This window comes from Bordetella ansorpii, from assembly GCF_900078705.1.
In the GTDB taxonomy this organism is placed as follows: domain Bacteria; phylum Pseudomonadota; class Gammaproteobacteria; order Burkholderiales; family Burkholderiaceae_B; genus Bordetella; species Bordetella ansorpii_A.
The window spans coordinates 14,232-38,313 of record NZ_FKIF01000003.1 but is presented as its reverse complement, the minus strand read 5'-3'; the positions used below and the strand labels follow the sequence as shown (position 1 = coordinate 38,313).

18 protein-coding genes are annotated in these 24,082 nt (G+C 68.7%); 11 read left to right on the top strand and 7 right to left on the bottom strand.

Annotated elements, in window-relative coordinates:
* The first annotated feature begins 120 nt into the window (after positions 1 to 120).
* Positions 121 to 1,494, top strand: coding sequence for a DNA recombination protein RmuC (gene rmuC / locus A6745_RS08830; RefSeq protein ID WP_407922725.1), 1,374 nt, complete (start codon positions 121 to 123; stop codon positions 1,492 to 1,494).
* Between the two features lie 129 nt (positions 1,495 to 1,623).
* Entirely contained in the window at positions 1,624 to 2,310 is a 687-nt protein-coding gene (locus A6745_RS08825) for a GntR family transcriptional regulator (protein ID WP_066125960.1), read from the top strand.
* A 244-nt stretch (positions 2,311 to 2,554) separates the two neighbouring features.
* Here A6745_RS08825 and A6745_RS08820 read toward each other — a convergent pair whose 3' ends face one another.
* From A6745_RS08820 to acnA, 6 genes are all read right to left on the bottom strand, one after another.
* On the bottom strand, positions 2,555 to 3,961 hold the full coding sequence (locus A6745_RS08820; protein WP_066125958.1) for an FAD-dependent oxidoreductase: 1,407 nt from the start codon (positions 3,959 to 3,961) through the stop codon (positions 2,555 to 2,557).
* A gap of 3 nt (positions 3,962 to 3,964) precedes the next feature.
* Positions 3,965 to 4,975 (bottom strand): Bug family tripartite tricarboxylate transporter substrate binding protein, encoded by a 1,011-nt coding sequence (locus tag A6745_RS08815; protein WP_066125956.1) that lies wholly within the window; start codon positions 4,973 to 4,975, stop codon positions 3,965 to 3,967.
* A gap of 169 nt (positions 4,976 to 5,144) precedes the next feature.
* Complete coding sequence (locus tag A6745_RS08810) at positions 5,145 to 6,182, bottom strand: CobW family GTP-binding protein (protein ID WP_231885953.1); 1,038 nt, start codon at positions 6,180 to 6,182, stop codon at positions 5,145 to 5,147.
* A gap of 14 nt (positions 6,183 to 6,196) precedes the next feature.
* Positions 6,197 to 6,925: an isochorismatase family protein gene (locus tag A6745_RS08805; RefSeq protein ID WP_066125954.1), complete on the bottom strand. Its 729-nt coding sequence runs from the start codon at positions 6,923 to 6,925 to the stop codon at positions 6,197 to 6,199.
* 35 nt (positions 6,926 to 6,960) lie between these two features.
* Complete coding sequence (locus A6745_RS08800) at positions 6,961 to 8,322, bottom strand: dihydroorotase (RefSeq protein WP_066125951.1); 1,362 nt, start codon at positions 8,320 to 8,322, stop codon at positions 6,961 to 6,963.
* A gap of 43 nt (positions 8,323 to 8,365) precedes the next feature.
* Positions 8,366 to 11,044, bottom strand: coding sequence for an aconitate hydratase AcnA (gene acnA, locus A6745_RS08795; RefSeq protein ID WP_066125949.1), 2,679 nt, complete (start codon positions 11,042 to 11,044; stop codon positions 8,366 to 8,368).
* A 368-nt stretch (positions 11,045 to 11,412) separates the two neighbouring features.
* On the opposite strand from acnA, the gene A6745_RS08785 reads away from it, so the two are divergent.
* From A6745_RS08785 to A6745_RS08765, 5 genes are all read left to right on the top strand, one after another.
* The gene (locus A6745_RS08785; RefSeq protein WP_066125943.1) at positions 11,413 to 12,300 is read left to right on the top strand and encodes an isocitrate lyase/PEP mutase family protein; all 888 of its coding nucleotides are present in this window, start codon (positions 11,413 to 11,415) and stop codon (positions 12,298 to 12,300) included.
* 92 nt (positions 12,301 to 12,392) lie between these two features.
* Complete coding sequence (locus A6745_RS08780) at positions 12,393 to 14,051, top strand: acyl-CoA dehydrogenase family protein (protein ID WP_066125941.1); 1,659 nt, start codon at positions 12,393 to 12,395, stop codon at positions 14,049 to 14,051.
* Positions 14,052 to 14,286: 235 nt separating this feature from the next.
* A complete protein-coding gene (gene rpiA / locus A6745_RS08775) occupies positions 14,287 to 14,967 on the top strand; it encodes a ribose-5-phosphate isomerase RpiA (RefSeq protein ID WP_066125939.1) in 681 nt (226 codons plus the stop codon).
* Positions 14,968 to 15,093: 126 nt separating this feature from the next.
* Positions 15,094 to 15,822, top strand: a complete 729-nt coding sequence (gene phoU, locus A6745_RS08770; protein WP_066125937.1) for a phosphate signaling complex protein PhoU — start codon at positions 15,094 to 15,096, stop codon at positions 15,820 to 15,822.
* A gap of 259 nt (positions 15,823 to 16,081) precedes the next feature.
* Complete coding sequence (locus A6745_RS08765) at positions 16,082 to 18,283, top strand: TonB-dependent receptor (RefSeq protein WP_066125934.1); 2,202 nt, start codon at positions 16,082 to 16,084, stop codon at positions 18,281 to 18,283.
* Positions 18,284 to 18,434: 151 nt separating this feature from the next.
* Here the strand turns inward: A6745_RS08765 and acnB are convergent, their stop codons facing one another.
* On the bottom strand, positions 18,435 to 21,026 hold the full coding sequence (acnB, locus tag A6745_RS08760) for a bifunctional aconitate hydratase 2/2-methylisocitrate dehydratase (RefSeq protein ID WP_066125932.1): 2,592 nt from the start codon (positions 21,024 to 21,026) through the stop codon (positions 18,435 to 18,437).
* Between the two features lie 213 nt (positions 21,027 to 21,239).
* Here acnB and A6745_RS08755 point away from each other — a divergent pair, with 213 nt between their 5' ends.
* From A6745_RS08755 to A6745_RS08740, 4 genes are all read left to right on the top strand, one after another.
* Entirely contained in the window at positions 21,240 to 21,953 is a 714-nt protein-coding gene (locus A6745_RS08755; protein WP_066125930.1) for a glutathione S-transferase, read from the top strand.
* A gap of 105 nt (positions 21,954 to 22,058) precedes the next feature.
* Positions 22,059 to 22,733, top strand: a complete 675-nt coding sequence (locus A6745_RS08750) for a 3'-5' exonuclease (RefSeq protein ID WP_082852980.1) — start codon at positions 22,059 to 22,061, stop codon at positions 22,731 to 22,733.
* 110 nt (positions 22,734 to 22,843) lie between these two features.
* Positions 22,844 to 23,305: an RcnB family protein gene (locus A6745_RS08745; RefSeq protein ID WP_066125928.1), complete on the top strand. Its 462-nt coding sequence runs from the start codon at positions 22,844 to 22,846 to the stop codon at positions 23,303 to 23,305.
* Positions 23,306 to 23,465: 160 nt separating this feature from the next.
* On the top strand, positions 23,466 to 24,053 hold the full coding sequence (locus A6745_RS08740) for a hypothetical protein (protein WP_066125926.1): 588 nt from the start codon (positions 23,466 to 23,468) through the stop codon (positions 24,051 to 24,053).
* The last annotated feature ends 29 nt before the right edge of the window (positions 24,054 to 24,082 follow it).

Below are 24,082 nucleotides of genomic sequence, written 5' to 3'. Positions count from 1 at the left end.
TTGAATCCCCTTTCGGACGCTGTCCGAGCAGCGTGCGCGTGATGGGCGCGCGCGTGGTGCTCGGCCCGGGTGTCCCGCCGCCTATAGAATCTGCGTTTTGCGGAGATGCGCTTGGATTCGATGATTCTGCTGTGGACCGCCGCGGGCGCGGCGGTCGCGGCCTTGCTGGTCAGCCTGATCGTGCTGCTGCGCCAGCCGCGCGGCGGCGCGGGCGTTGCCGACGAGATGGCCGAACTGCTGGCGCGCCTGGAGCGCATCATGCGCGCCGACCTGGCCGACAGCCAGCGTGGCCTGCGCGATGAACTGTCGGATTCGGTGCGCGCGCTGCGCGACGAACTGGCCCAGCGCCATGAAGACCTGCGCGGCGCGCTGGCGCGCGATGCCAGCGCGTCGCGCACCGAGCATGGCGAATCGCTGGCGCGTTTCGCCAGCCAGTTCGGCGAGCGCCTGCAAGGCCTGGTCGAGCTGAACGACCGCCGCATGGGCGAGGTGCGGCTGACGGTGGATCAGCGCCTGCAGGCGCTGCAGGCCGACAACGGCCAGCGCCTGGAGGCCATGCGGCGCACGGTGGACGAGCAATTGCACGCCACGCTGGAGCAGCGCCTGGGCGACTCGTTCCGCCTGGTGTCCGAGCGCCTGGAAGCCGTGCACAAGGGCCTGGGAGAAATGCAGACGCTGGCTGCGGGCGTGGGCGACTTGAAGCGCGTGCTGACCAACGTGAAGTCGCGCGGCACCTGGGGCGAAGTGCAACTGGCCCGCCTGATCGAGGATGCGATGACGCCCGAGCAATATGGCCGCAACGTCAAGCCCGTGCCGGACAGCGATGCCATCGTCGAATTCGCCATCCGCTTGCCGGGCCGCGTGCAGGACAGCGCGCCGGTCTGGCTGCCCATCGACGCCAAGTTCCCCAAGGAAGAGTACGAACGCTTGATCGAGGCGCAGGAAGCCGCCGATCCGGATGGCGCGCGGGCGGCCGCGCAGGCGCTGGGCCGCGCCGTCGAGACGCAGGCCAGGCTGATCGCCTCGAAATACGTGGCGCCGCCGCACACCACCGATTTCGCCATCCTGTTCCTGCCCACCGAGGGTCTGTATGCCGAAGTGCTGCGCCTGCCGGGCCTGCATGACCGCCTGCAGGCGCTGCGCATCAGCGTGGCGGGACCGGGCAATCTGGCGGCCATGCTGAACAGCCTGCAGATGGGTTTCCGCACGCTGGCCATCGAGCAGCGCTCGTCCGAGGTGTGGCAGGTGCTGCGCGCGGTGAAGACCGAGTTCGGCAAGTTCGGCGCCTCGCTGGCCAGCGTGCGCAAGACGCTGGACAGCGCCAGCAGCAAGATCGGACAGACCGAGGTGCGCACGCGCGCCATGCTGCGCAATCTGCGCGACGTGGAGGAAATGCCCGAGGCCGAGGCGGCCCGGCTGCTGGGCGATCCCGGGACGGAGGGCGAGTTGCCTGCGTTGTCGGACGAGCCTCGGGCCGAGCCCGGTGAACGTTGACACTTTCAGGAAGTGGATAAAAAATTTCGTTGAAACCCTCTAAATTTCAGGGGTTTAGGCAAAAAGAGTTGACACTTTTTTGCCTGCATTGGTAGCCTAGCCGCTATCCCAAGCTGCAATGGAGGGCGCGTGGCGACCCGCAAGGAAGATTCCGAAGGCCCCTTGGCCAACCAGGTGTTCGATCACCTGCTCGAAGCCATCTATCAGGGCAGGCTGCTGCCCGGCAGCGTGGTCAACGAGGTCGCGCTGGCGCAGGAGTTCGGCGTCAGCCGCGGTCCGGTGCGCGAAGCCGTGCGGCGCCTGCAGGGCATTCAGCTGATCACGCGCGAGCCCTACCTGAAGGCCCGCGTCGTGTCCCTGTCGGCCGAGTCCGCGCTGGAACTGTTCCAGATGCGCATGGCGCTGGAAGGCGTGGCCTGCAGCCTGGCCGCGCGCTACATGAGCGACGAGGAAATCTCGGTGCTGCTGTCAGAGCTCGAGCAGGACCGCCAGGCGCGCCTGCCCGGCGCCGATCCCAGCCCGCATCCACGCATCTTCGACTTCCACGAACGCATCGTGCGCGCCAGCCGCAACCAGCGCATCATCAACACGCTGTGCGGCGATCTCTATCATCTGCTGCGCGTCTACCGCCGCCATTCCGGCACCGTGCTCGAACGCAAGGACGACGCCTATGCCGAGCACTGGCAGATCCTGCGCGCCATCAAGGCGCGCGACGCCTCGCTGGCCGAGTCGCTGATGCGCTCGCACATCGAGCGCGCGGCCAATCACCTGTTCGAGAACCTGATCGAGAGTCCGGCGCGGGCGCAACTGGCCTGAAAGGGCTGCCCGGCCCCGGCTGGGAGCGCTTGCCGGCGCGCTGGCCGCTTGTTCTGCAAAGGCCCCCGGGCCATCGCCGCTTCCGATGAAGCGCCGATGGCCCGGGCTGTCGCGGCCGGTTGTCCGGCGCCGGCATGCCTGCTGGCGCCAGACGGCTCGGTGTCCAGGGGACACCGGACTGGGGCACCTTCGCCGTACTTGCCCAGTCCTTTGCTTTCAGGCCCGCAGGGCGCGGGCCTGGATGTCAGGCCCGCATGTCGCGCGCGGCGGCCCGGCCGGCGAGATAGCCCAGCCCCAATGCCGCCAACAGGCCATTGCCTGACATATACCCTTTGCTGCCCTGGTTGCCGCTGATGCCCGCCGCAGCGCCGCCGCCCGCATACAGCCCGGGGATGGCCGAGCCGTCCGCGCGCAGCACGCGGCCGTCGCCGTCGACGCGCAACCCGCCCTGCGTGTGGAACAGCGCCGGGCCGATGCGGGTGGCCGTGTAGGGCGCCTGCAAGGCGCCCAGGCCCCAGTGCGCGCGGCCGAAGGCGTCGGCCTGCTCGCCGCGCGCCGCCGAGGCGGCATCCCGCAGCGAGGCCGCCAGCGCATCGGCCGGCAGGCCCAGCCTGGCCGCCAGCGACGCGGCATCGTCCGCCTGCAGCACGCCGTTGTGCCGCACCAGTTCCGCGTACTCTTCCTGGCCCGCCGCCGTGGCGTCGCGCACGCGGGCGTCGGCCACCACGTAGAACGGACCCGTGCGGTCCAGTTCCAGCGCGGCGAAGGCCGAGTACCCCATGCTTTCGTCGCCGAAGCGCCGGCCCTGGCCGTCCACCACGATGCCGCCTTTCTCGACCACGGTCCACGTGACCAGCGACCCATGCGGCTCCGCCAGGCTGGCATGCGCCTGGTAGGCGCCCATGTTGGCCAGCGCCGCGCCCAGGGCCTCGCCCCAGATCACCGCCTCGCCTTCGCTGCCCGTGGCGCCGCCGTAGGGAGCGCCCGACAGTTCGGGGCAGAACCGCGAGATCAGCTGCCGGTTGGCGCCGAAGCCGTTGGTGGACAGGATCACCGCGCGGGCCGCGATGACGGTGCGCGTGCCGTCCGGCGTCTGCGTGACCGCGCCCAGCACCGAGCCATCCGGTCCGGCCAGCAGCTCGACGGCGGGATTGCCGAACGCCATCGGGATGCCGCGTTCGTCCAGCGTGCGCGCCAGGTCGGCCATCAGGTCGGCGCCGCGCCGGGAGGGCGGCGAGTGCAGGCGGTACTGGCGATGGCCGATGTGCTTGTAGGTCTCGACCAGCGTCAGCGTCGCGTGGGCGCGGTCCACCAGCCATTCGACCAGTTCGGCCGAGACGTCCGCCAGGCGCTCGGTCAGGGCGGGCATCTCGTGCGGGCCGGCGATGCGGCGCAGGTCTGCGACGAAGTCGCCGGCGCTGTCGTGCAGGCCGGCCTGGCGCTGCATGCGGGTGCCGGCCGCGGGAATCGATCCGCTGGACAACATGGTGTTGCCCTGCAGGCGATCCGCCTTCTCGACCACGGCGATCGACAGGGCCGGGTTGGCGTCATGCGCGGCCAGGGCCGCGGCCAGGCCGCAGCCCCCCGCGCCGATGACCAGCACGTCGAACTCGGCGTCCGGCACGGCGGTATCCGCTGCGGTGATCGCCATGGCTCAGTCGACCTGAGCGCCCGACAGTTTCACCGCCTCGCCCCACTGTTCGATCTGCCTGGCCTGGAAAGCGGCGAACTCCTGCGGGGTGGTCGGCTGCACTTCCAGGCCGAGCTTGTTCATCTTGTCCTTCACGTCGGCCTGGCCCAGCACCGCGGCCAGGTCGGCCGACATCTTGTCGACCAGCGGGCGGGGCGTGCCCTTGGGCGCGAAGATGCCCGAGAAGGCCGCGGTATCGAAACCGGCGAAGCCCTGGCTGGCGATCGTGGGATAGTTGTTGCCGCTGTAGTCGCGCGCCGAGGTGATGGCGATCAGCTTCAGCTTGCCGGAGGCCAGGTAGGGCTGCGCCGAGGGCAGGCCGGTGATGCCCACCGGCACGGTGCCGCCCAGCAGGTCGTTGAGCAGCGGCGCGCTGCCCTTGTACGGGATGTGGGTCATCTCGAACTTGCCCTGGGCCTTGAGCAGTTCCATCGACAGGTGGCTGGCGGCGCCGTTGCCGTCCGAGCCGTAGCTGTACTTGGTCGGCTCTTTCCTGGCCAGCGCGATCAGTTCCTGCAGCGTATTGGCGGGCACGCTCGGATTGGCCAGGATGGCGTTGGCGTAGATGGCGGCCATGCCGATCGGCTCGAAATCCTTCTGCGGATCGTAGGGCAGGTTCTTGTACAGCCACTTGTTGATCGCGTGCGAACCCGTGACGCCCAGCACCAGGGTGTAGCCGTCGGGTGCGGCCTTGGCGACCATGGCCGAGCCGATGTTGCCGCCCGCGCCGGGGCGGTTCTCGATGATGACGGGCTGGCCCCACTTCCTGGACAGGGCCTCGCCGATGATGCGGCCGGTCAGGTCGGTCGGGCCGCCGGGGGTGTAGGGCACCACCAGCGTGACGGCGTGCTTGGGGAAGCCGGCGGCGGCATCCTGCGCCCAGGCGGGGCCGAAGGGGGCGAGGGCCACGGCGGCCAGGCCGGTCAGGAGGGCGGTGCGCCGGGCCGCGGAAAGCGCAGGGCTGCGGAACGTCATGGAAAATTCCCCTTGTATTTAAGTGTCAACACTATAAATCTAAGGTTGACCGCGGTAAATGCCGAATCTGAATTCAACAGCGAAAAAAACAAGAATTACGGGTAATTACTGGCAGGAATGAAGGCGGTTTATACGCAGCAGCCGACTTTATGATTGAACTGTCAACAAATTAGCCGCTCGATTGCAATGCTTCCAGCGACGCGCCCACTTCGTCGGCGGACATGTCCTGGGCGATCACGACGATGGCCCGCTCGGGCGCGGCCGGGTCCGCCGGACCCAGCGCATGCGGCGGGCTGAACAGGTGCCTGACGCCATGGATGGCGTAGCGCTCGCCATCGGCGAAGTCCAGGATGGCTTTCACGCGCAGCACGCGCTCGCCGCCGTGGCGTTGCAGATAGGCCACCCAGCGCGCGTAGCCGTTCCAGCTCACGGGCCGGTCCACGCGCAGGATGTAAGAGGCGATGCCGTAGCGCAGCACGTGCGCCAGCGGCGTGGCCGGCGGCTGGCCCGGCGCGCGGACGGGCAGCCTGCCGGTGGCGGGGATGCCGTCGAAGAAGCGGTCCTCGCCCTCCGACGTCCCGGCGCTGGCCAGCCGCACCTGGGCGGTCGCGTTCAGGGCGGCCAGGGCCTGGCGCACCCGCGCGAGCTGTTGCGCATCGCACAGGTCGGTCTTGGTGACGATCAGCACGTCGGCCACCGCCGCCTGCGCCGAGGCCTCGCGGTAGGCGTCCAGCGTGGCCAGGCCGTGCACGGCGTCGATCGTGGCGATGACGCCGGCGAAACGATAGTGGCGCGCCACCGAGGCGTCGCCCGCCAGCGTGTTGACCAGCGGCGCGGGATCGGCCAGGCCCGAGGTCTCGACCACCATGCGCGCGTACGGCGGGATCTCGCCGCGCAGGCGGCGGTAGTACAGCGATTCCAGGCCGTCCTGCAGCGAGCTGTTCAGCGCGCAGCACAGGCAGCCCGAGTCCAGCAGCACGGTATCCTCGTCGCTGGCTTTACCCAGCAGGCGATGATCGAGCCCGACCTGGCCGAACTCGTTGATGATGACGGCCGTGTCGGCGAACGCCGCGCTGCGCACCAGCCTGGACAGCAGCGTGGTCTTGCCGCTGCCCAGGAAACCGGTCAGCAGATAGACCGGGATGGGACCCGCGCCAGCCGCCGCGCCAGCCGCCGCGCTAGCCGCCGCGCCTTGCATGTTCGCCATGGGGCCGTCCTGCCTTACTCGGCCTGCGCGGCGGCCGGGGCCGGCAGGCTCGCCAGGTAGTCGCCGACTTCCTTGCTGGGGATCACGTCGGCGTACTTGCAGTTCAGGTCGAACAGGTTGATGGCGTGGCTGGCCTGGAAACGGTCGAATGCCGCTTCCTCGGGGATGATGACCTTGAAGTTGTACGAGTACGCATCGACGGCCGTGGCGCGCAGGCAGCCCGAGCTGGTGCAGCCCACCAGGATCAGCGTGTCCACGTCCAGGAAGTTCAGGTGGCTCATGAAGATGGTGCCGAAGAAGCAGGACGGCTTCTGCTTGGAGATGCGGATGTCCTGCGGGCGCGGCGCCAGCGGTTCGACGGTCTGCGTGGCGTGCGTGTTGGCCACCACCGTCTTCTCGCCGCCGCGGTGGTTCTTGCCCACCTGCACGCCGCTGTCCAGCAGGTCGGGACGGCGGCCGCTTTCGGTATAGAACACGGGGATGTTCTTCTCGCGGGCCATTTCCAGCAGCGGCACCATGTGGGCCACGGCGTCCCAGGCTTCCCTGCCGCAGTGCGTGCGGTACTGCTTCAGGCCTTCGAGGATGTCCTCGGGCGTGTCGCCGCAGAAGTTGTACTGCACGTCGATGATGAACAGCGCGGGCCGCTTGCCGAAGCCGCCGCGCTTGCCGTAGCCGGCCTGCGCCAGGACCAGCTTGTCGCGTTCGGTCAGGAAGTCATCCCAGATTCGTTTGTTTTCGCTCATGGCATTGCCTCTTCGGATAATCGGTGCGGCGGGGGTCAGCGGCGCAGGAAACGGCCGCCGGGATGGGCGCGCGCGTCGTCGGTGATGCGGCCGTCCTGCATGACGGTGCGGCCGCGCACCAGCGTGCGGACGGGCCAGCCCTTCAGCGTCATGCCTTCGTACGGCGAGTAGTCGGCGTGCGACTGCAGCTCGGCGGGGTTCACGGTGCGTTCGAGGTCGGGGTCGACGATCAGCAGGTCGGCGTCGCGGCCCACCACGATGCCGCCCTTGGACGGCATGTTGTAGAGGCGGGCGGACGTGGCCGAGGCAATCTCGACCAGGCGCGCAAGCGGCACGCCGCGGCGGTGATAGCCCTCGTGCAGCAGGATCGGCAGGATCATGCCCGTGCCGGGGAAGCCGTTGCTGGCCGCCCAGATGTCCTTGTCCTTGGTCTCGCGCTTGCGCGGCACGTGGTCCGAGCCCACGGTGGTGATGGAGCCGTCCAGCACGCCTTCCCACATGGCCTCGACGTCGTCCTGGCCGCGCACGGGCGGGTTCACCTTGGCGTAGGGGCCGGCGGGCGATTCGTCGTTCAGGAACAGGTAGTGCGGGCAGGTTTCCACATAGATGGGATCCGTGCCGCGGCGGCGGTGGCGGCGCACCTCGTCCAGGGCTTCGCGGCTGCTCAGGTGGACGATGTTGACCGGCGTGTGCGTCTTCGAGGCGAAATAGCACACGCGGTGCACGTTCTCGGCCTCCAGGAAGTCCGGACTCTGTTCGTTCCAGGCCTTCAGGTCGTCGCGGCCGGCCGCGCGCAGCGGATCGCGCAGCACGGGGATCACCTCGACGTTCTCGCAATGCACGCCCAGGATCGCGCCCGGGATGCGAGCGGTGGCGCGCAGCGCCTCGAACAGCAGGCCGTCGTCGATGTCGGTGAAGCCCTTGGACAGGCCCGCCGCGCCCTTGTACATCATGTACAGCTTGTACGAGTTCACGCCGAACCGGCTGGAGATCTCTTCCAGGGTCTGGACGTGCAACTGGCTGGTGATGCCGAAGTGAAAGCCGAAGTCGATGCAGCTCTGGCGCTCGCCGCGATCGCGCGCGGCATCGCAGGATTCGCGGATGTCCTTCGATCGGTGGAACGACAGCACCGAGGTCGTGCCGCCCAGCGCGGCGGTGCGCGCCTCGGTCTCGAAGTCGGTCTCGGGCGAGCCGAAGCCGAAGTGCACGTGCGGATCGATCACGCCGGGCAGCACCCACAGGCCGCCGCAATCGATGGTCTGGGCGGCGGCGCCGAGGTCGGCGCCGTGGGCGGCGATGACGGCGATGCGGCCGTTCTTCACGCCCAACGCGCCGAGGGTCAGGCCCTGTCCGGGCAGCATCAGTTGGGCGTTGGTCAGTACGAGATCCAGGGACATGGGGTTCCGGCTTGCGGGCAAGCGTTGATGTTGAAAAAGGATCCTAGGCGTGCGCCTGCGCGCCTTCGGCCAGGAAATGCCTGAGCACCTGGGCGGGGATGCCGCCGTCGGCCAGCAGCTCGCGTTCGGCCTGCGTCAGCACCTGCGGCACGGCCTCGAATTCGAGGCGGCCCTGCCCGCCTTCGGCCACCACGCGCACCGGCGTGCCCTGGCGCAAGGCCTGTTCCACGCCGCTTACGGTGTAGATCTCCGCGCCGGTCAGGCCGAACTGGCGCCAGCCCTGGCCGGGCAGGAAGGCCAACGGCAGGATGCCCATGCCGATCAGGTTGGCGCGGTGGATGCGTTCGAACGATTCGGCGATCACCGCCCGCACGCCCAGCAGCGCCGAGCCCTTCGCGGCCCAGTCGCGGCTGCTGCCCGTGCCGTATTCCTTGCCGGCCAGCACGAGGGTGCCGACGCCCTCGGCCTCGTAGGCGCGCGAGGCGTCGAAGATGCTCATCCGCGCGCCGTCGGGGAAGTGGCGCGTGACGCCGCCCTCGACCTCGGGCACCAGCAGGTTCTTCACGCGGATGTTGGCGAAGGTCGCGCGCGTCATCACTTCGAAGTTGCAGCGGCGCGCCACGTAGGTGTTGAAGTCGCGCGGCGCGATGCCCGCGTCCATCAGGTAGCGGCCCGCCGGCGAGTCCTGCGGGATTTCTCCGCCCGGAGAAATGTGATCCGTGGTCAGCGAATCGCCGAACGCGGCCAGCACGCGCGCGCCGCGCAACTGCTTTGCCAGGCGCGTCAGCGCGTCGCCGTCGCCGGCCTGCTTGAAGAAGGGCGGTTCGATCAGGTAGTGCGAATCGGGATCCCACGGGAAGCGCAGCCCTTCGGGCGCCTGCATCTGGCGCCACAACCGCGATTCGTCTTCGCCGGCGTCGCCGGCGTAGATGCGCAGGAAGGCTTCGCGGTTCTGCGCCAGCGGCAGCAGCGCGGCGATTTCCTCGGGCGTGGGCCAGACGTCGCGCAGATACACCGGTGCGCCGCCGGCGTCGGCGCCCAGCGGTTCGGTTTCCAGGTCCAGGTCGATGCGGCCGGCCAGCGCATAGGCCACCACCATGGGCGGCGAGGTGATGTAGTTGGCGCGGATCAGCTTGTGGATGCGGCCTTCGAAATTGCGGTTGCCCGACAGCACGGCGGCCGCGACCAGTTCGCCCGACTCGATGGCCTGGGGCACGCCCTCGGCCAGCGGACCGGACTTGCCGCCACAGGTGGTGCAGCCGTAGCCGATCACGTGGAAACCCAGGGCTTCCAGCGCGGGCAGCAGGCCCGCGTCGCGCAGATAGCCGGTGACCACGCGCGAGCCCGGCGCCAGCGAGGTCTTGACCCATGCCGCCGGCTTCAGGCCGCGCGCCACCGCCTTCTGCGCCACCAGGCCGGCCGCCAGCATGACGGCCGGATTCGAGGTGTTGGTGCACGACGTGATGGCGGCCAGCACGACCGAGCCGTGGCGCAGCGGGCCGGCGCCGCGGGCGGGATCGACGCCGAAGCCGCCTTCCTTCAGCGGCAGCGGCAGGCGCTCGGCGAAGTCGGCGGGCACGCGGCCGATCGGCATGCGGTCCTGCGGGCGGCGCGGGCCGGCCACGCTGGGGCGGGCGGCCGACAGGTCGATCTCGATCACGCGCGAATACGTGGGATCGGGCGAGCCCGGTTCGCGCAGCAGGCTGTTGGCGCGGCAATACGCTTCGATCAGCGCGGTCTGTCCGGCGCTGCGGTCGGTGTGGCGCAGGTAGGCCAGCGTGCCCGCGTCCACGGGGAAGAAACCACAGGTGGCGCCGTATTCGGGCGACATGTTGGCGATGGTGGCGCGCTCGGGCACGCTCAGCCCGGCGATGGCCGGACCGAAGAACTCGACCATGCAGCCGGCCACGTTCGCGCGGCGCAGGGTTTCGGTGATCAGCAGCGCCGCGTCGGTGGTGACGGCCGGCGCGGCGATCTTGCCGGTCAGGCGCACGCCCACCACTTCGGGCACGGGGAAGGTGTAGGCCTGGCCCAGCAGGGCGGCTTCGGCGTCGATGCCGCCCACGCCCCAGCCCAGCACGCCCAGCGCGTTGACCATCGGCGTGTGCGAGTCGCCGCCGATCACGAAATCGGGATAGGCCCAGGTTTCGCCGTCGCGTTCGGCGCGCGCCACGACCGGCGCGATGTGTTCGAGATTGACCTGGTGGATGATGCCGGTGCCCGGCGGAAACACGCGCAGGCCCTGGAACGCCTGCTGCGCCCACTTCAGGAAGCGGTAGCGTTCGGCATTGCGTTCGAACTCGCGCGCCAGGTTGCCCGCCGCCGCCTGGTCGCTGCCCCAGTGGTCCACCTGCAGCGAGTGGTCGACGATCAGGTCGACCGGCAACCGGGTATTGACGGTGGCGGGGTCGCCGCCCTGCTGCGCCACGGCGTCGCGCAGCGCCGCCAGGTCCTGCAGCACCGGCAGGCCGCTGGAGTCGGGCAGGATGACGCGCGCCACGCGCAACGGCAGGTCGGCTCCCGTGCGCTCGCGCCATTGCGCCACGGCGCCGATCTCCGCGTCCGCCACGGGCAGGCCCCATTGCTGGCTGCGACCCAGGTTTTCCCACAGCACGCGGATGACGTACGGCAAGGCCGCCAGATCCACCGCGTGGCCGCGGGCCGCGGCGGCGATGTCGAAGTAGCGGATGGTGTCGCCGGAGAGCTGGAATACAGAGGGCATCGGGTCGGGGGCAGAGAGGAAACGGCCTGTTGATGGTATGACTGTGCTGTTTTACTGTCAACACTTGTTCCGAGGCGTCAGGGTAATCACCAATGCGGAAAAGGCGGCCGTCGCCGGCTTGCAATGCGGAGCCGCGAGGCTGACGATTCCCTTCTTGTCAGGTGCTTATTGCATTAAGCGGGCCGTCCTGGACAGGCGCGGCGCCGTTTCCCAAGCGTACTCGCCCTGGATAGGACAAGGGCCGGTTGTTTCGTAAAAGAGTTGACACTTTTGTCGGCGCCTTGATAGGCTAATGCACCTTCCGGTTGTTGGCCGCGGCATTGGCGCCGCCGTCCCGCGTCAGGCCTTTCCCTATTGGAGTAACAGCAATGACCACCAGTGCCCAGAAATTCCGCCAGTTGCTGCAAAGCGGCGAATTCATCGTCTCGCCTGGCGTGTACGACGGCTACAGCATCCGCCTGGCGCAAGCCGCGGGCTTCAAGACCGCCTGCACCAGCGGCGCGGCCATGTCCAACGCGCTGCTGGGCGTGCCCGATATCGGCGTCATGGGCCTGACCGAGAACGTCAACCACTGCCGCAACCTGGCCCGCTCGGTGTCGATTCCGCTGACGGCCGACGCCGACACCGGCTACGGCAACCCGGTCAACGTGTTCCACACGGTGCGCATGTTCGAAGAGGCCGGCATTGCCGGCGTCAACCTCGAAGACCAGGTCAGCCCGAAGCGCTGCGGCCACATGCCCGGCAAGGACGTGATCGAGCAGGAGGAAATGGTGCTGAAGATCGCCGCGGCCTGCCAGGCGCGCCGCGACGACGCCTTCGTCATCGTCGCGCGCACCGACGCGCTGGCCGTGGAAGGCATCGAAGGCGCGGTGCGCCGCGCCAAGGCCTACGCGGCCGCCGGCGCCGACATGCTGTTCCCCGACGCCGTGCGCACCCCGGACGACATCAAGCGCATCGTCGACGCGGCGGGCATCCCCGTCACGATCAACATGGGCTTCGGCATCCGCAATCGGCCCACCACGCCGCTGATTCCGCTGCCCGAGCTGAAGGCCCTGGGCGTGCGCCGCATCAGCCTGCCGCGCATGCTGCCCGCCGCCGCCATCCACGCCATGACGCAGGCGCTGAAGGTGATGCGCGAAGTCATGGAAACCGGCGTGCCCGCCGATCGTCCCGACCTGCTGGCCAGCATCGAGGACATCATGGAACTGATGGGTTACCAGGAAGCGCGCGCGCTGGAGGCGCGCCTGCTGAACTGAGCCCGCGCGCGCGGCGCTTGCCTGCCGGCCGGTGCTGCTGCTAGCGTAGCGTCTGCAGGCCGGGTCGGCACGCTCGGCCCAAGGAGACCGGCATGCAGGCATTCAGCACGCATCAGGTGGCCAATCAGGTAGCGCCGCTCGAAGACTATTCGCTGTACGACACCGACCCTGTGCTGCGCGAGGCCGTGGTCCGCGAAGGCGCGGGCGCGTGGCAGGATGAACTGCGCGAGCACGGCGCCTGGCTGGGCCGCGCGCAGACCCTGCAGGCGGCCGAACTGGCCAATCGCCACGGTCCCATCCTGCATGCGTACGACCGCGCGGGCCACCGCGTGGACCGCATCGAGTTCCATCCCGCCTGGACGCAACTGATGAGCGGCATCGTCGCCCGCGGCCTGCACAGCAACGCCTGGCTGCGCCGCAAGCCCGGCGCGCAGGCCGCGCGCGCCGCCGCCTATCTGATGCAGGGGCAGGCCGAGGCCGGCACGCTGTGCCCCACCACCATGACCCATGCCGCCGTGCCGCTCCTGATGCGCGAACCGGCGGGCGAGCTCGACTATGCACGCGACTGGCTGCCCGCGCTGTACGCGCGCGAGTTCGACGGCGCCGACGCGCCGCTGGCCCGCAAGCGCGGGGCCCTGATCGGCATGGGCCTGACCGAGAAGCAGGGCGGCTCCGACCTGCGCGCCGTAGCCACCAGCGCGGTGCCGGTGGGGCCGGGCGGCCGGGGCCGCGCGTATCTGCTGACTGGCCACAAATGGTTCTTCTCCGTCCCGCAGGCCGACGCGCATCTCGTGCTGGCGCGGGTGGACGCGGGACCCTCCTGCTTTCTCGTGCCGCGCTGGATTCCCGACGGACCGCGCAATGCCGTGCGCGTGCGGCGCCTGAAGGACAAGGTGGGCAACCGCAGCAACGCCAGCGCGGAAGTGGAGTTCGAACAGGCCTGGGGCGTGATGCTGGGCGAGCCGGGCCGGGGCATGGCCGTGTTGCTGGAGATGGCGGCTGCCACCCGCCTGGATTGCGTGCTGGGCAGCGCCGCGCTGCTGCGCCAGGCGCTGGCGCAGGCGCTGCATCACGCGGCGCACCGTCAGGCATTCGGCCGCCGCCTGCTGGACCAGCCCGTCATGCGTGGCGTGCTGGCCGACCTGGCCCTGGAAAGCGAGGCCGCCACGATGCTGGCGATGCGCCTGGCGCGCGCCGCCGACCATGCCGATCTGCCGGACGAGCGGGCCCTGCTGCGCGTGGGCACGCCCGCGGCCAAACTTTGGGTGTGCAAGCGCGCCATCGCCGCGTCGGCCGAGGCCATGGAGGCGCTGGGCGGCAACGGCTATGTGGAAGAGGGCCCGCTGGGCCGCATTTACCGCGAGGCGCCCGTCAACGCCATCTGGGAGGGCTCGGGCAACATCATGGCGCTGGATGTGCTGCGGGCGTTGGGCCGAGAGACCGAGGCCCTGCCGGCCCTGCGCGCCGAACTGGATCCGGCGCGCGGCGTGCTGCCGGGCTACGACAGGGCGCTGGCAGGGTGGCTGGCCCTGTTGCAGGATTCCGCGAGCGCGGAGCCGCGCGCCCGCCAGGCCGCGGCGGGGCTGGCGCGCCTGTGGCAGGCGGCGCTGTTGATCCGGCATGCGCCGTCGCCGGTGGCCGCGGCGTTCGTGGCAACGCGCCTGGAGCAGGGCGCCGCGTTGTTCGGCGAGTGGCCGGCCGGACATGAGACGGGCCAGGTGCTGGCGCGCGCGTGGCCCGGGATGGGGTAGGGGGCCGGCCGCGGAGTCGTGGCGCGGGCGGAAGGCTGGCTGCGCGCGGGCCTGAACCCGCGCCGCTCGGGCAGGGGCAAAAAGGCGGCCTGCATCTGCTACATTGCCGGACGGATTCCGCCGCCAGGTCTCGCCTGGGCAACGCAGCCCCCGCGTGGGGGGCCTGGCCGGCAGGCGCGGCGTGGGGGCCTTCATTTCTTCTTGCTTGCGCGCATCGCGCGCCGGAAATCACATCATGCTTACGCAACAGGAACTCAAGCAGCAGGCGGCCGACGCCGCCCTGGAATTCGTCGACGCCGTGGCGGCGCCCGACGTGGTCATCGGCGTGGGCACCGGCTCGACGGCCGATCTGTTCATCGACGGCCTGGCCCGCTTCAAGGGCCGCATCCGCGCCACCGTGGCCAGTTCCGAACGCAGCGCCGCGCGCCTGGCCGGCCACGGCCTGGCGGTGCTGGACCTGAACGACGTCGACGGCATGCCCATCTACGTGGACGGCGCCGACGAGATCGACGCCAACCTCTCCATGATCAAGGGCGGCGGCGGCGCGCTGACGCGCGAGAAGATCGTCGCCTCGGTGGCCGAACGCTTCATCTGCATCGCCGACGAATCCAAGCTGGTGCAGCGCCTGGGCGCCTTCCCGCTGCCCATCGAGGTGATCCCGATGGCGCGCGAGGCCGTGGCGCGCCGCATGGCGGCCCTGGGCGGCCAGCCGCGCCTGCGCGAAGGCTTCGTCACCGACAACGGCAACGTCATCCTGGACGTATCCGGGTTGGCCATCACCGACGCGTACGCGCTGGAATCCGAGATCAACGGCATGGCCGGCGTGGTCACCTGCGGCCTTTTCGCGCTGGCCGGCGCCGACGTGGCGCTGCTGGCCACGCAGGCCGGCATCCGCCGCCTGGACAAACCGGCCTGAGCTCGGGCCGCCGCTTCATATTGTTGTCATATACAAGTCATAAGCTGGCGGGCCGAACGGGCTTCCAGGCCCGCGAGGCCCTATTTTTCCAGGCACCGCCTGCTCATAACCACGCAAGGAATCCGGATGACGGAGCACACCAACAAGCAGTTTGAAGCCGATTTGGAGCACGTCCGCTCCCAGTTCCTGCAGATGGGCGGCGTGGTCGAGGCCATGATCTACGAGGCCATCGAAGCCCTGTCGTCCCAGGATCCGCATCTGGTCGAGAAAGTCCGCGAGCGCGAGAAGGAAGTCAACCGCCACGAAGTCGAGATCGACGAGCGCATCAGCCTGCTGCTGGCGCGCCACCAGCCCACCGCCATCGACCTGCGCACGCTGCTGGCCGTCAGCAAGATGCTGACCGACATGGAGCGCTCGGGCGACGAGGCCGACAAGATCGCCACCGCCGTGCGCCGCATGCAGGACAGCGACCGTACGCAGATCCAGCTGGTCGAACTGCGCCACATGGCCGACATGGTCGGCAACATGCTGCGCATGTCGCTGGACGCCTTCGCCCGCCTGGACGCCGTGCAGGCCGCCAAGGTCGTGCGCAGCGACAAGGAAGTCGACAAAGAGTGGAAGGCTGCCCTGCGCAACCTGATCACCTACATGATGGAAGATCCTCGCACCATCTCGCGCGCCATCGACATGGTCTTCATCGCCCGCGCGCTCGAGCGCATCGGCGACCACGCCAAGAACATGTCCGAACGCGTCATCTACATGGTCAAGGGCGCCGACGTCCGCCACACCGGCGTGCGCAACACCGAGCGCCAGGCCCGCGGCGACGAAGACGAAGGCGAAGCCGGCCAGGCGTAATGCCCCGATCGCTCCCGGCATGCCGGGAAGCGGCCTCGACAAGGACCCCGCGGGGTCCTTTTTCTTTGCTTGGCGCGGACATGGCGGTACTTATCTCTCGCGCCGAGTCCGCGCCATCCTCAAAAACCCTGCCGCTGCCATACCGTTGCTGAACTGCAACGGCATTCTCACTAAGTACAACAACATTAATGAGAATGATTCTGCTTTTGCTATCATCCGGCCTGATCTTTCGTCTATCTCTTCTTTCGCGAAATCCCGCATGAAACTCCGCCCCCTGGCTTACCTCATCGCCACGCTGCCCTGCATGGCGCCCGCCGTCCACGCCCAGACTTCCGACGCGAAGCCTGCTGGAACGATCACCTTGGAAGCGGTCAAGGTCGAGGCCAGCGCCGATGCATCGGCCGAGGGCCTTGCGCCTGCTCATGCCGGAGGCCAGGTCGCCACGGGCGCCCGGATCGGCATCCTGGGCACGCGCAGCCTGATGGAAACCCCGTTTTCCATCACCAGCTACACCGACCAGTTGATCCAGGACCGCCAGGCCAAGGGCGTGGGCGACGTGTTGCAGAACGACCCGGGCGTGCGCGTGGCGCGAGGCTTCGGCAATTTCCAGGAGTCGTATTTCATCCGTGGCTTCATCCTCGGCTCGGATGACATCGCGTACAACGGCCTGTACGGCCTGCTGCCGCGCCAATACATCTCGACCCAGTTGTTCGAGCGCGTCGACGTGCTGCGGGGGGCTTCGGCATTCCTCACCGGCGCCTCGCCCAACGGCGGCGGCATCGGCGGCGTGATCAACCTGGTGCCCAAGCGCGCCGGCAACGAGCCGCTGACCCGCCTGTCCACCGGCTACACCAGCGATGGCCTGGGCGAGGTCGCGGCCGACATTTCGCGCCGCTTCGGTCCCGACGACAGCTTCGGTATCCGCATCAACGCCGCGCAGCGCGGCGGCGAGGGCAGCGTCGACGATTCGCGTTCGCGCAACAGCGTGCTGGCGCTGGGCCTGGATTGGCGCGGCGAACGTGCCCGCCTGTCGGCCGACGTGGGCTATCAGGACAACCGCCTGAAGCAGACGCGCCCGAATGTGACCCTCAGCGGCACGACGGTGGTGCCGGACGCGGCCAAGGCGCGCTCCAACTACGCGCAGCCCTGGACCTATTCGAACGAGCGCGACGTTTTCGGCACCCTGCGCGGCGAATACGACATCACCGACAAGGTCACCGCCTGGGCGGCCTACGGCACGCGGCAGAGCAAGGAACGCAACTCGCTGGGCAACGTCACCGTGACCAACGGCGCCACGGGTGACGGAAGCTTCTACCGTTTCGACAACGCGCGCGAGGACTCGGTGCATACCGGCGAGCTGGGCGTGCGCGCCAAGGTCGTCACCGGCCCGGTCAAGCATGAACTGGTCGCCACGGGCGCCTTCTACGACCTGGAGAAGAAGAACGCCTACCTGATGGACTTCTCGAACCAGTTCGCCACCAACATCTACAACCCGGTCAGCTACGGCCAGCCGCTGATCAGCAGCTCTGCCCTGCGCGGCAATGACCTGGACGATCCCGCCAAGCAGGGCGTGGTCCGCACGACCAGCTACGCGCTGGGCGATACGCTTTCGTTCCTGGACGACCGCGCCATCGTGACGCTGGGCATCCGCCACCAGAAGCTGTACCAACGCGACGACGCCTACAACACCGGCGCGCGCGGCACGCCTTACGATGCCAGCCGCAACACGCCGGCCGTGGGCGCCTTGTTCCGCATCACGCCGGAAGTCTCGGTGTACGCCAACTACATCGAAGCCCTGACGGCAGGCGATACCGCGCCGCAGACCGCCAATGGCGCCCCGGTGAAGAACCAAGGCCAGGCGCTGGCGCCGTACGTGTCCAGGCAGAAGGAAGTCGGTGTCAAGTTCGACCGCAACGGCCTGGGCGCCGGCCTGGCGTTCTTCTCCATCGCGAAGCCGCGCGGCTTCACGGGCTCGGACCAGGTGTTCCGCGAGGCGGGCGAGGATCGCCACCAGGGCCTGGAGTTCACGACCTACGGCGAAGTCACGCGCAGCCTGCGCGTGCTGGGCGGCCTGACCTGGATCGATGCGGAGCAGCGCTCCACCGGCAGCGCCGCCACCGACGGCAAGCGCGTCATCGGCGTGCCGCGCTTCATGGCCAACCTGGGCGTGGAATGGGATATCCCCGGCGTGCAGGGCCTGGCCGTGGACGGCCGCATGGTCTACACCGGCGCATCGTATGCCGATGCCGCCAATACGCTCAGGGTGCCGGGCTGGACCCGCTTCGACGCGGGCGTCCGTTACATGACCGACATCGGCGGCCACCTGGTCACGTGGCGCGCGCGTGTCGAGAACATCGCCAACCGCGACTACTGGTCGTCCGTCGGCGGCTATGCGGGCAGCGGCTACCTGAACCTCGGCGCGCCGCGCACTTTCACGCTGTCGGCCAGCATGGAGTTCTGAAGCGGCTGGCGGTTCAGAGCCCGCCAGCCGGTCTCCTCAAGGGGACGCCCTCAAGTGGGAAAACCATAAAAGCAGGCCCCGGATCGCTCCGGGGCCTTCGCTTATGCCGCTGTCGCGAGCGCCTGCGCGCCAGGCGCCGCAGGCAGGTGCCTTACACCTCGATCACGTCGGCCACGTCCTTGTAGTCGGCGATCTTGTCGAAGTTCAGGTACTGGTAGATCTGGTCGCCGCTCTGGTTGATGACGCCCATGTCGGCCATGTACTCGTCCTTGGTCGGGATGCGGCCCAGGCGCGAGCAGATGGCGGCCAGCTCGGCCGAACCCAGGTACACGTTCGTGTTCTTGCCCAGGCGGTTCGGGAAGTTGCGGGTGCTGGTGGACATCACCGTCGCGCCTTCGCGCACCTGCGCCTGGTTGCCCATGCACAGCGAGCAGCCCGGCATCTCGGTGCGCGCGCCGGCCGTGCCGAACACGCCGTAGTGGCCTTCCTCGGTCAGTTGCTGGGCGTCCATCTTGGTCGGCGGGGCGACCCACAGCTTGACCGGGATGTCGCGCTTGCCTTCCAGCAGCTTCGACGCCGCGCGGAAGTGGCCGATGTTGGTCATGCAGCTGCCGATGAACACTTCGTCGATCTTGGCGCCGGCCACGTCGGCCAGCGTCTTCACGTCGTCGGGGTCGTTGGGGCAGGCCACGATGGGTTCATGGATGTCGGCCAGGTCGATCTCGATGACGGCTGCATAGTCGGCGTCGGCATCGGGCTGCAGCAGTTGCGGATCGGCCAGCCAGGCTTCCATGGCCTTGATGCGGCGGCCCAGCGAGCGCTCGTCTTCATAGCCGTTGGCGATCATCCACTTCAGCATCACGATGTTGCTGTTGATGTACTCGATGATCGGTTCCTTGTTCAGGTGCACCGTGCAGCCGGCGGCCGAGCGTTCGGCCGAGGCGTCGGACAGTTCGAACGCCTGTTCCACCTTCAGGTCGGGCAGGCCCTCGATTTCCAGGATGCGGCCCGAGAACACGTTCTTCTTGCCTTGCTTGGCGACCGTCAGCAGGCCCTGCTTGATGGCGTACAGCGGGATGGCATTGACCAGATCGCGCAGCGTGACGCCGGGCTGCATCTTGCCCTTGAAGCGCACCAGCACGGATTCCGGCATGTCCAGCGGCATCACGCCCGTGGCGGCGGCGAAGGCCACCAGGCCCGAACCGGCGGGGAACGAGATGCCGATGGGGAAGCGGGTATGCGAGTCGCCGCCGGTGCCCACGGTGTCGGGCAGCAGCATGCGGTTCAGCCACGAGTGGATCACGCCGTCGCCGGGGCGCAGCGAGATGCCGCCACGGGTGCTGATGAACTGCGGCAGCGTGTGGTGCGTCTTGACGTCGACGGGCTTGGGATAGGCGGCGGTGTGGCAGAACGACTGCATCACCAGGTCGGCCGAGAAGCCCAGGCAGGCCAGGTCCTTCAGTTCGTCGCGGGTCATGGGGCCGGTGGTGTCCTGGCTGCCGACCGAGGTCATGCGCGGTTCGCAGTAGGTGCCCGGACGCACGCCCTTGCCTTCGGGCAGGCCGCAGGCGCGGCCGACCATCTTCTGGGCCAGGGTGTACCCCTTGCCGCTATCGGCCGGGTCCTTGGGCAGGCGGAACAGGGTCGAGGCGGGCAGGCCCAGCGCCTCGCGGGCCTTGGCGGTCAGGCCGCGGCCGATGATCAGCGGAATGCGGCCGCCGGCGCGCACTTCGTCGAACAGCACGTCGGACTTCACTTCGAACGTGGAGATGACCTCGCCGTTCTTCAAAGCCTTGCCTTCGTACGGGCGCAGTTCGACCACGTCGCCCATTTCCATGTTGGAGACGTCCAGCTCGATGGGCAGGGCGCCCGCGTCTTCCATGGTGTTGTAGAAGATCGGGGCGATCTTGCTGCCCAGGCACACGCCGCCGAAGCGCTTGTTCGGCACGAAGGGGATGTCCTCGCCCGTGAACCACAGCACCGAGTTGGTGGCCGACTTGCGCGACGAACCCGTGCCGACCACGTCGCCCACGTAGGCGACCAGGTGGCCCTTTTCCTTCAGGTCCTGGATGAACTTGACCGGACCGCGCTTGCCGTCTTCTTCCGGCTGGAACGCGGCGCCTTCGCGCTTGTTCTTCAGCATGGCCAGCGCGTGCATCGGAATGTCGGGGCGCGTGGTGGCGTCGGGGGCGGGCGACAGGTCGTCGGTGTTGGTTTCGCCGGGCACCTTGAAGACCGTGATGGTCAGGCTCTCGGGCAGTTCGGGGCGGCTGGTGAACCACTCGGCGTCGGCCCAGCTCTGGACCACGGCGCGGGCGTTTTCATTGCCCTTGTCCGCCTTTTCCTTCACGTCGTGGAAGGCGTCGAACATCAGCAGCGTCTTCTTCAGGCCTTCGGCCGCGACGGCGCCGACTTCGGCGTCGTCCAGCAACTGGACCATCGGGCCGATGTTGTAGCCGCCCAGCATCGTGCCCAGCAGTTCGGTGGCCTTGGCGCGGCTGATCAGCGCACACGATTCGGAGCCCAGCGCCACGGCGGCCAGGTAAGAGGCCTTGACCTTGGCGGCGTCATCCACGCCGGCGGGCACGCGGTGCGTCAGCAGATCCAGCAGGTTTTGCGCTTCGCCGGCGAGCGGGTTCTTCAGCAGCTCGATCAGATCGGCGGTCTGCTGCGCGGAGAGGGGAAGGGGAGGAATGCCCAGCGCGGCGCGCTCGGCCACGTGTTTGCGATAGGTTTCCAGCATGGATGCCTGCCTAGAGAAGTCGGGTTGGCGGAAGGGTTTCGGCAGCGATTGTAGAGGCAACCGAGGGGCGGGGGCAAATGTCTTATATCTTATATAAGAGTTGAGGTCCATTTGCATCCATACCCGTGGCGCGGGCACGACGATTGCTGCGGCGCAATGTGTCGAACGGCCCCCGTTCGGGGCCGTCATCGTGTCCGGAAACAAGGAGCCTTCATGACCTACAACCTCTGGTATTGGGACGGCATTCCTGGCCGTGGCGAGTTCGTGCGGCTGGCGCTGGAGGCCGCGGGCATTCCGTACAAGGAATGCGCCCGCGAACCCGGCGCCACGGCGCAGGCCGTGGCCGACGACATGCAGTGCGACCGCAAGCACCCGCCCTTCGCGCCGCCCTACATGGAGGCCGGGCAACTGACGCTGGGCCAGACCGCCAACGTCCTGCTGTACCTGGGCGAGAAGCACGGGCTGGCGCCGGCGTCGGTGTCGGGCCGCTATTGGGTCAATCAATTGCAGTTGACCATCGCCGACATGGTGGCCGAGGCGCATGACACGCACCATCCCATCGCGGCCAGCGATTACTACGAGGACCAGCGCGAAGAGGCCGCTCGCCGCGCCGAGAATTTCCGCACCGAACGCATTCCGAAATTCCTGTCGTACTTCGAACGGGTGCTGTACAGCGCACAGGGGGACTGGCTGGCGGAAGGCGGGCGCTGGAGTTATGCGGACCTGTCCCTGTTCCATCTGGTCGATGGCCTGCTCTACGCCTTCCCCAAGCGCATGATGTCTGTGTCGGCACAGTATCCGAAGGTGATGGCGCTGCACGGGCGCGTGGCCAACCTGCCCGAGTTGCGGGATTATTTCGCCAGTGGACGCAGGCTGCCGTTCGGCGACGGCATCTTCCGGCATTACCCGGAGCTGGATGGGAAATAGCGGGCCGGCCGCGCAGGGCGGTTCCACGCGTCTTCGCGGGCGGGGGCTCAAGGGCGGCGCGCCAGCGCCTACAATCCCACGGTCCACCGCCTTCCTTCCGTTCGCATGGCCTATTTCCGCCGCCGCTATTCCACGCCGAATCCCCATGCCGGCGCCTATGCCGATCCGTATTCGTCGGTGGCGTCCGATCCGGCGCTGGCGCCCGCCAAGCTGCCCGCCCGCGTGGCACCGGCCGCGCGTCAGGCCGCCGCGGCGCTTTCCGCGCTGGGCGCGCCGTTCGCCGTGGCCGACCTGGAAACCACCGGTCTGTCGACGGCCTCCTGCGAGATCCTCGAATTCGCGGCGGTGCGTGTCGGCGCCGGCGGCTTGGTCGAACGCGAATACACCCAGGTCGTGCGCGTCAAATCGCGCGTACCGCCGTTCATCTCGCAGCTCACCGGCATCACGCAGGGCGAGGTGGACCGGCATGGCATCCCGATGCCCGATGCCTTTGGCGCGTTTCTGGAGTTCATCGGCGACGTGCCGGTGTTCTTCCACAATGCCTCGTTCGACCGCCGCTTTCTGCTGGCGGCCGCCGAGACCACGGGCATGCCCTTCGCCAACCCCACGCATTGCACGCTGGCCCTGGCGCGCCGCGCGTGGCCGGAGCTGACCTCGCACAAGCTGGGGCTGCTGGCCCGGCACCTGGGCGTCAGCGCGCCCACCCACCGCGCGCTGGCCGACGTGCACACCACCGTGGCGGTGGCCCTGGCGGCGCGCACACGTCTCGGTACGGTTTGATTCCCAAATGTTGCGCTGACTGCAAGCTGATTTCAGCCGATTTCGAACCCCTTTCCCTGGCTGACGCGATCCTTATACTGAAATCTCCCTAAACGGAGCAAGGACGTGCCATGTACAAGCGCTTGATTGCAGTCATGTTGAGCGGCTCGCTGCTGGGCGTCAGCGGCCTGGCGCAGGCCGACGATCATCGCGGCCACGATCGCGGGCGCCACGAACAGCGCGACAAGCATCACGGCCACGACCGCCGCGACCACGACCGCCATGAATGGCGCGGCGCCCGCCACGATCACCGCGACTGGCGCCACGAGCGCCGCGGTCCTCCCCCGCGCGTCGTGGTCGAACGTCACTATCATCAGGCCCCGCGCTACGCGCCGCCCCGCCATTACCACCGCTGGTCGCGCGGCGAGTACGTGCCCGCGCCGTACCGAGGCGGCCACTATGTCGTGACCGATTACCGCGCACGCCACCTGGCGCCGCCGCCGCGCGGTTCGCACTGGATCAGCGTGGGTTCCGATTATTTCCTGATCGGCATGGCCACGGGCATGGTGCTGCAGTCCGTACTGAGCCAATAACCACGGCGGGCCTGGGGGCCTGGGCCGCGGACACGCCCGGCCCGGCCCCGGCCCGCGGGCCTCATTCCGCGTATCCGTCCATCGGCGGTGCCCCAGAGGCCGCATCGCGCTAGCATAGGTGGATCCGGATTTCACCCACCGCGCACCGCCGCGGCTGCCCATGCCGACGATCATCGACGCGCCTGCCAGCCTGGATGCCCTCATTTCGCATTGCCGCCATTTCGAGGCGAAGGTGCGCGCGGGCACGCCCGGCGGATTGCAGGACATTCCCAGGTCCGTGCGCGATTTCTTCCCCGCCGGCAATCCTTATCCGCGTCTGCCCGGCATGTGGGCGCCGCTGGTCTGGTTGCTGGCCTGCTCGGTGGCGCTGACCGGCATCGATGCCGTCATCCTGCAGGTGCTGCCGCGCCCGCCGGGCGAAGCGGCGCCGCGGGTCTTGCTGATCATGCTGGTGAACGTGATGGCGGCGGTCGTGGCGGTCATCGGCATCGTCGGCGCGGCGCGCGCATCCAGCCGGGCCCTGGACGCCTTGCGCCGCATGACGCAGGGCATGCTGCTGGCGGCGGCGGGCGTGGCGGTGCTGGCGATCCACGCGGGCCTGTTCTGGATATTTCCCACGCTCACGCTGCTGGGCGCGCTGCTGATGTGGCTGGCGCTGACCTCGCGCGCTTTTTGTCTTTGGGGCGGCTACCAGTTGGCGGGCCGGCAGGTGCGCACGTTGCGCGGGCGGATTCGCGGTGGTTCCTGATCCGGCGTGGAACGCCCGGCGCCGGTTGT

Bases quoted from the DNA above. Each gene is read 5' to 3' on its own strand.
- A6745_RS08745 (WP_066125928.1), top strand. From the start codon at position 22,844: ATGTACAAGCGCTTGATTGCAGTCATGTTGAGCGGCTCGCTGCTGGGC.
- acnA (WP_066125949.1), bottom strand. From the start codon at position 11,044: ATGCCCTCTGTATTCCAGCTCTCCGGCGACACCATCCGCTACTTCGAC.
- rpiA (WP_066125939.1), top strand. From the start codon at position 14,287: ATGCTTACGCAACAGGAACTCAAGCAGCAGGCGGCCGACGCCGCCCTG.
- A6745_RS08810 (WP_231885953.1), bottom strand. From the start codon at position 6,182: ATGGCGAACATGCAAGGCGCGGCGGCTAGCGCGGCGGCTGGCGCGGCG.
- A6745_RS08765 (WP_066125934.1), top strand. From the start codon at position 16,082: ATGAAACTCCGCCCCCTGGCTTACCTCATCGCCACGCTGCCCTGCATG.
- acnB (WP_066125932.1), bottom strand. From the start codon at position 21,026: ATGCTGGAAACCTATCGCAAACACGTGGCCGAGCGCGCCGCGCTGGGC.
- A6745_RS08750 (WP_082852980.1), top strand. From the start codon at position 22,059: ATGGCCTATTTCCGCCGCCGCTATTCCACGCCGAATCCCCATGCCGGC.
- phoU (WP_066125937.1), top strand. From the start codon at position 15,094: ATGACGGAGCACACCAACAAGCAGTTTGAAGCCGATTTGGAGCACGTC.
- A6745_RS08740 (WP_066125926.1), top strand. From the start codon at position 23,466: ATGCCGACGATCATCGACGCGCCTGCCAGCCTGGATGCCCTCATTTCG.
- A6745_RS08755 (WP_066125930.1), top strand. From the start codon at position 21,240: ATGACCTACAACCTCTGGTATTGGGACGGCATTCCTGGCCGTGGCGAG.
- A6745_RS08785 (WP_066125943.1), top strand. From the start codon at position 11,413: ATGACCACCAGTGCCCAGAAATTCCGCCAGTTGCTGCAAAGCGGCGAA.
- A6745_RS08800 (WP_066125951.1), bottom strand. From the start codon at position 8,322: ATGTCCCTGGATCTCGTACTGACCAACGCCCAACTGATGCTGCCCGGA.
- rmuC (WP_407922725.1), top strand. From the start codon at position 121: ATGATTCTGCTGTGGACCGCCGCGGGCGCGGCGGTCGCGGCCTTGCTG.
- A6745_RS08815 (WP_066125956.1), bottom strand. From the start codon at position 4,975: ATGACGTTCCGCAGCCCTGCGCTTTCCGCGGCCCGGCGCACCGCCCTC.
- A6745_RS08780 (WP_066125941.1), top strand. From the start codon at position 12,393: ATGCAGGCATTCAGCACGCATCAGGTGGCCAATCAGGTAGCGCCGCTC.
- A6745_RS08820 (WP_066125958.1), bottom strand. From the start codon at position 3,961: ATGGCGATCACCGCAGCGGATACCGCCGTGCCGGACGCCGAGTTCGAC.
- A6745_RS08805 (WP_066125954.1), bottom strand. From the start codon at position 6,925: ATGAGCGAAAACAAACGAATCTGGGATGACTTCCTGACCGAACGCGAC.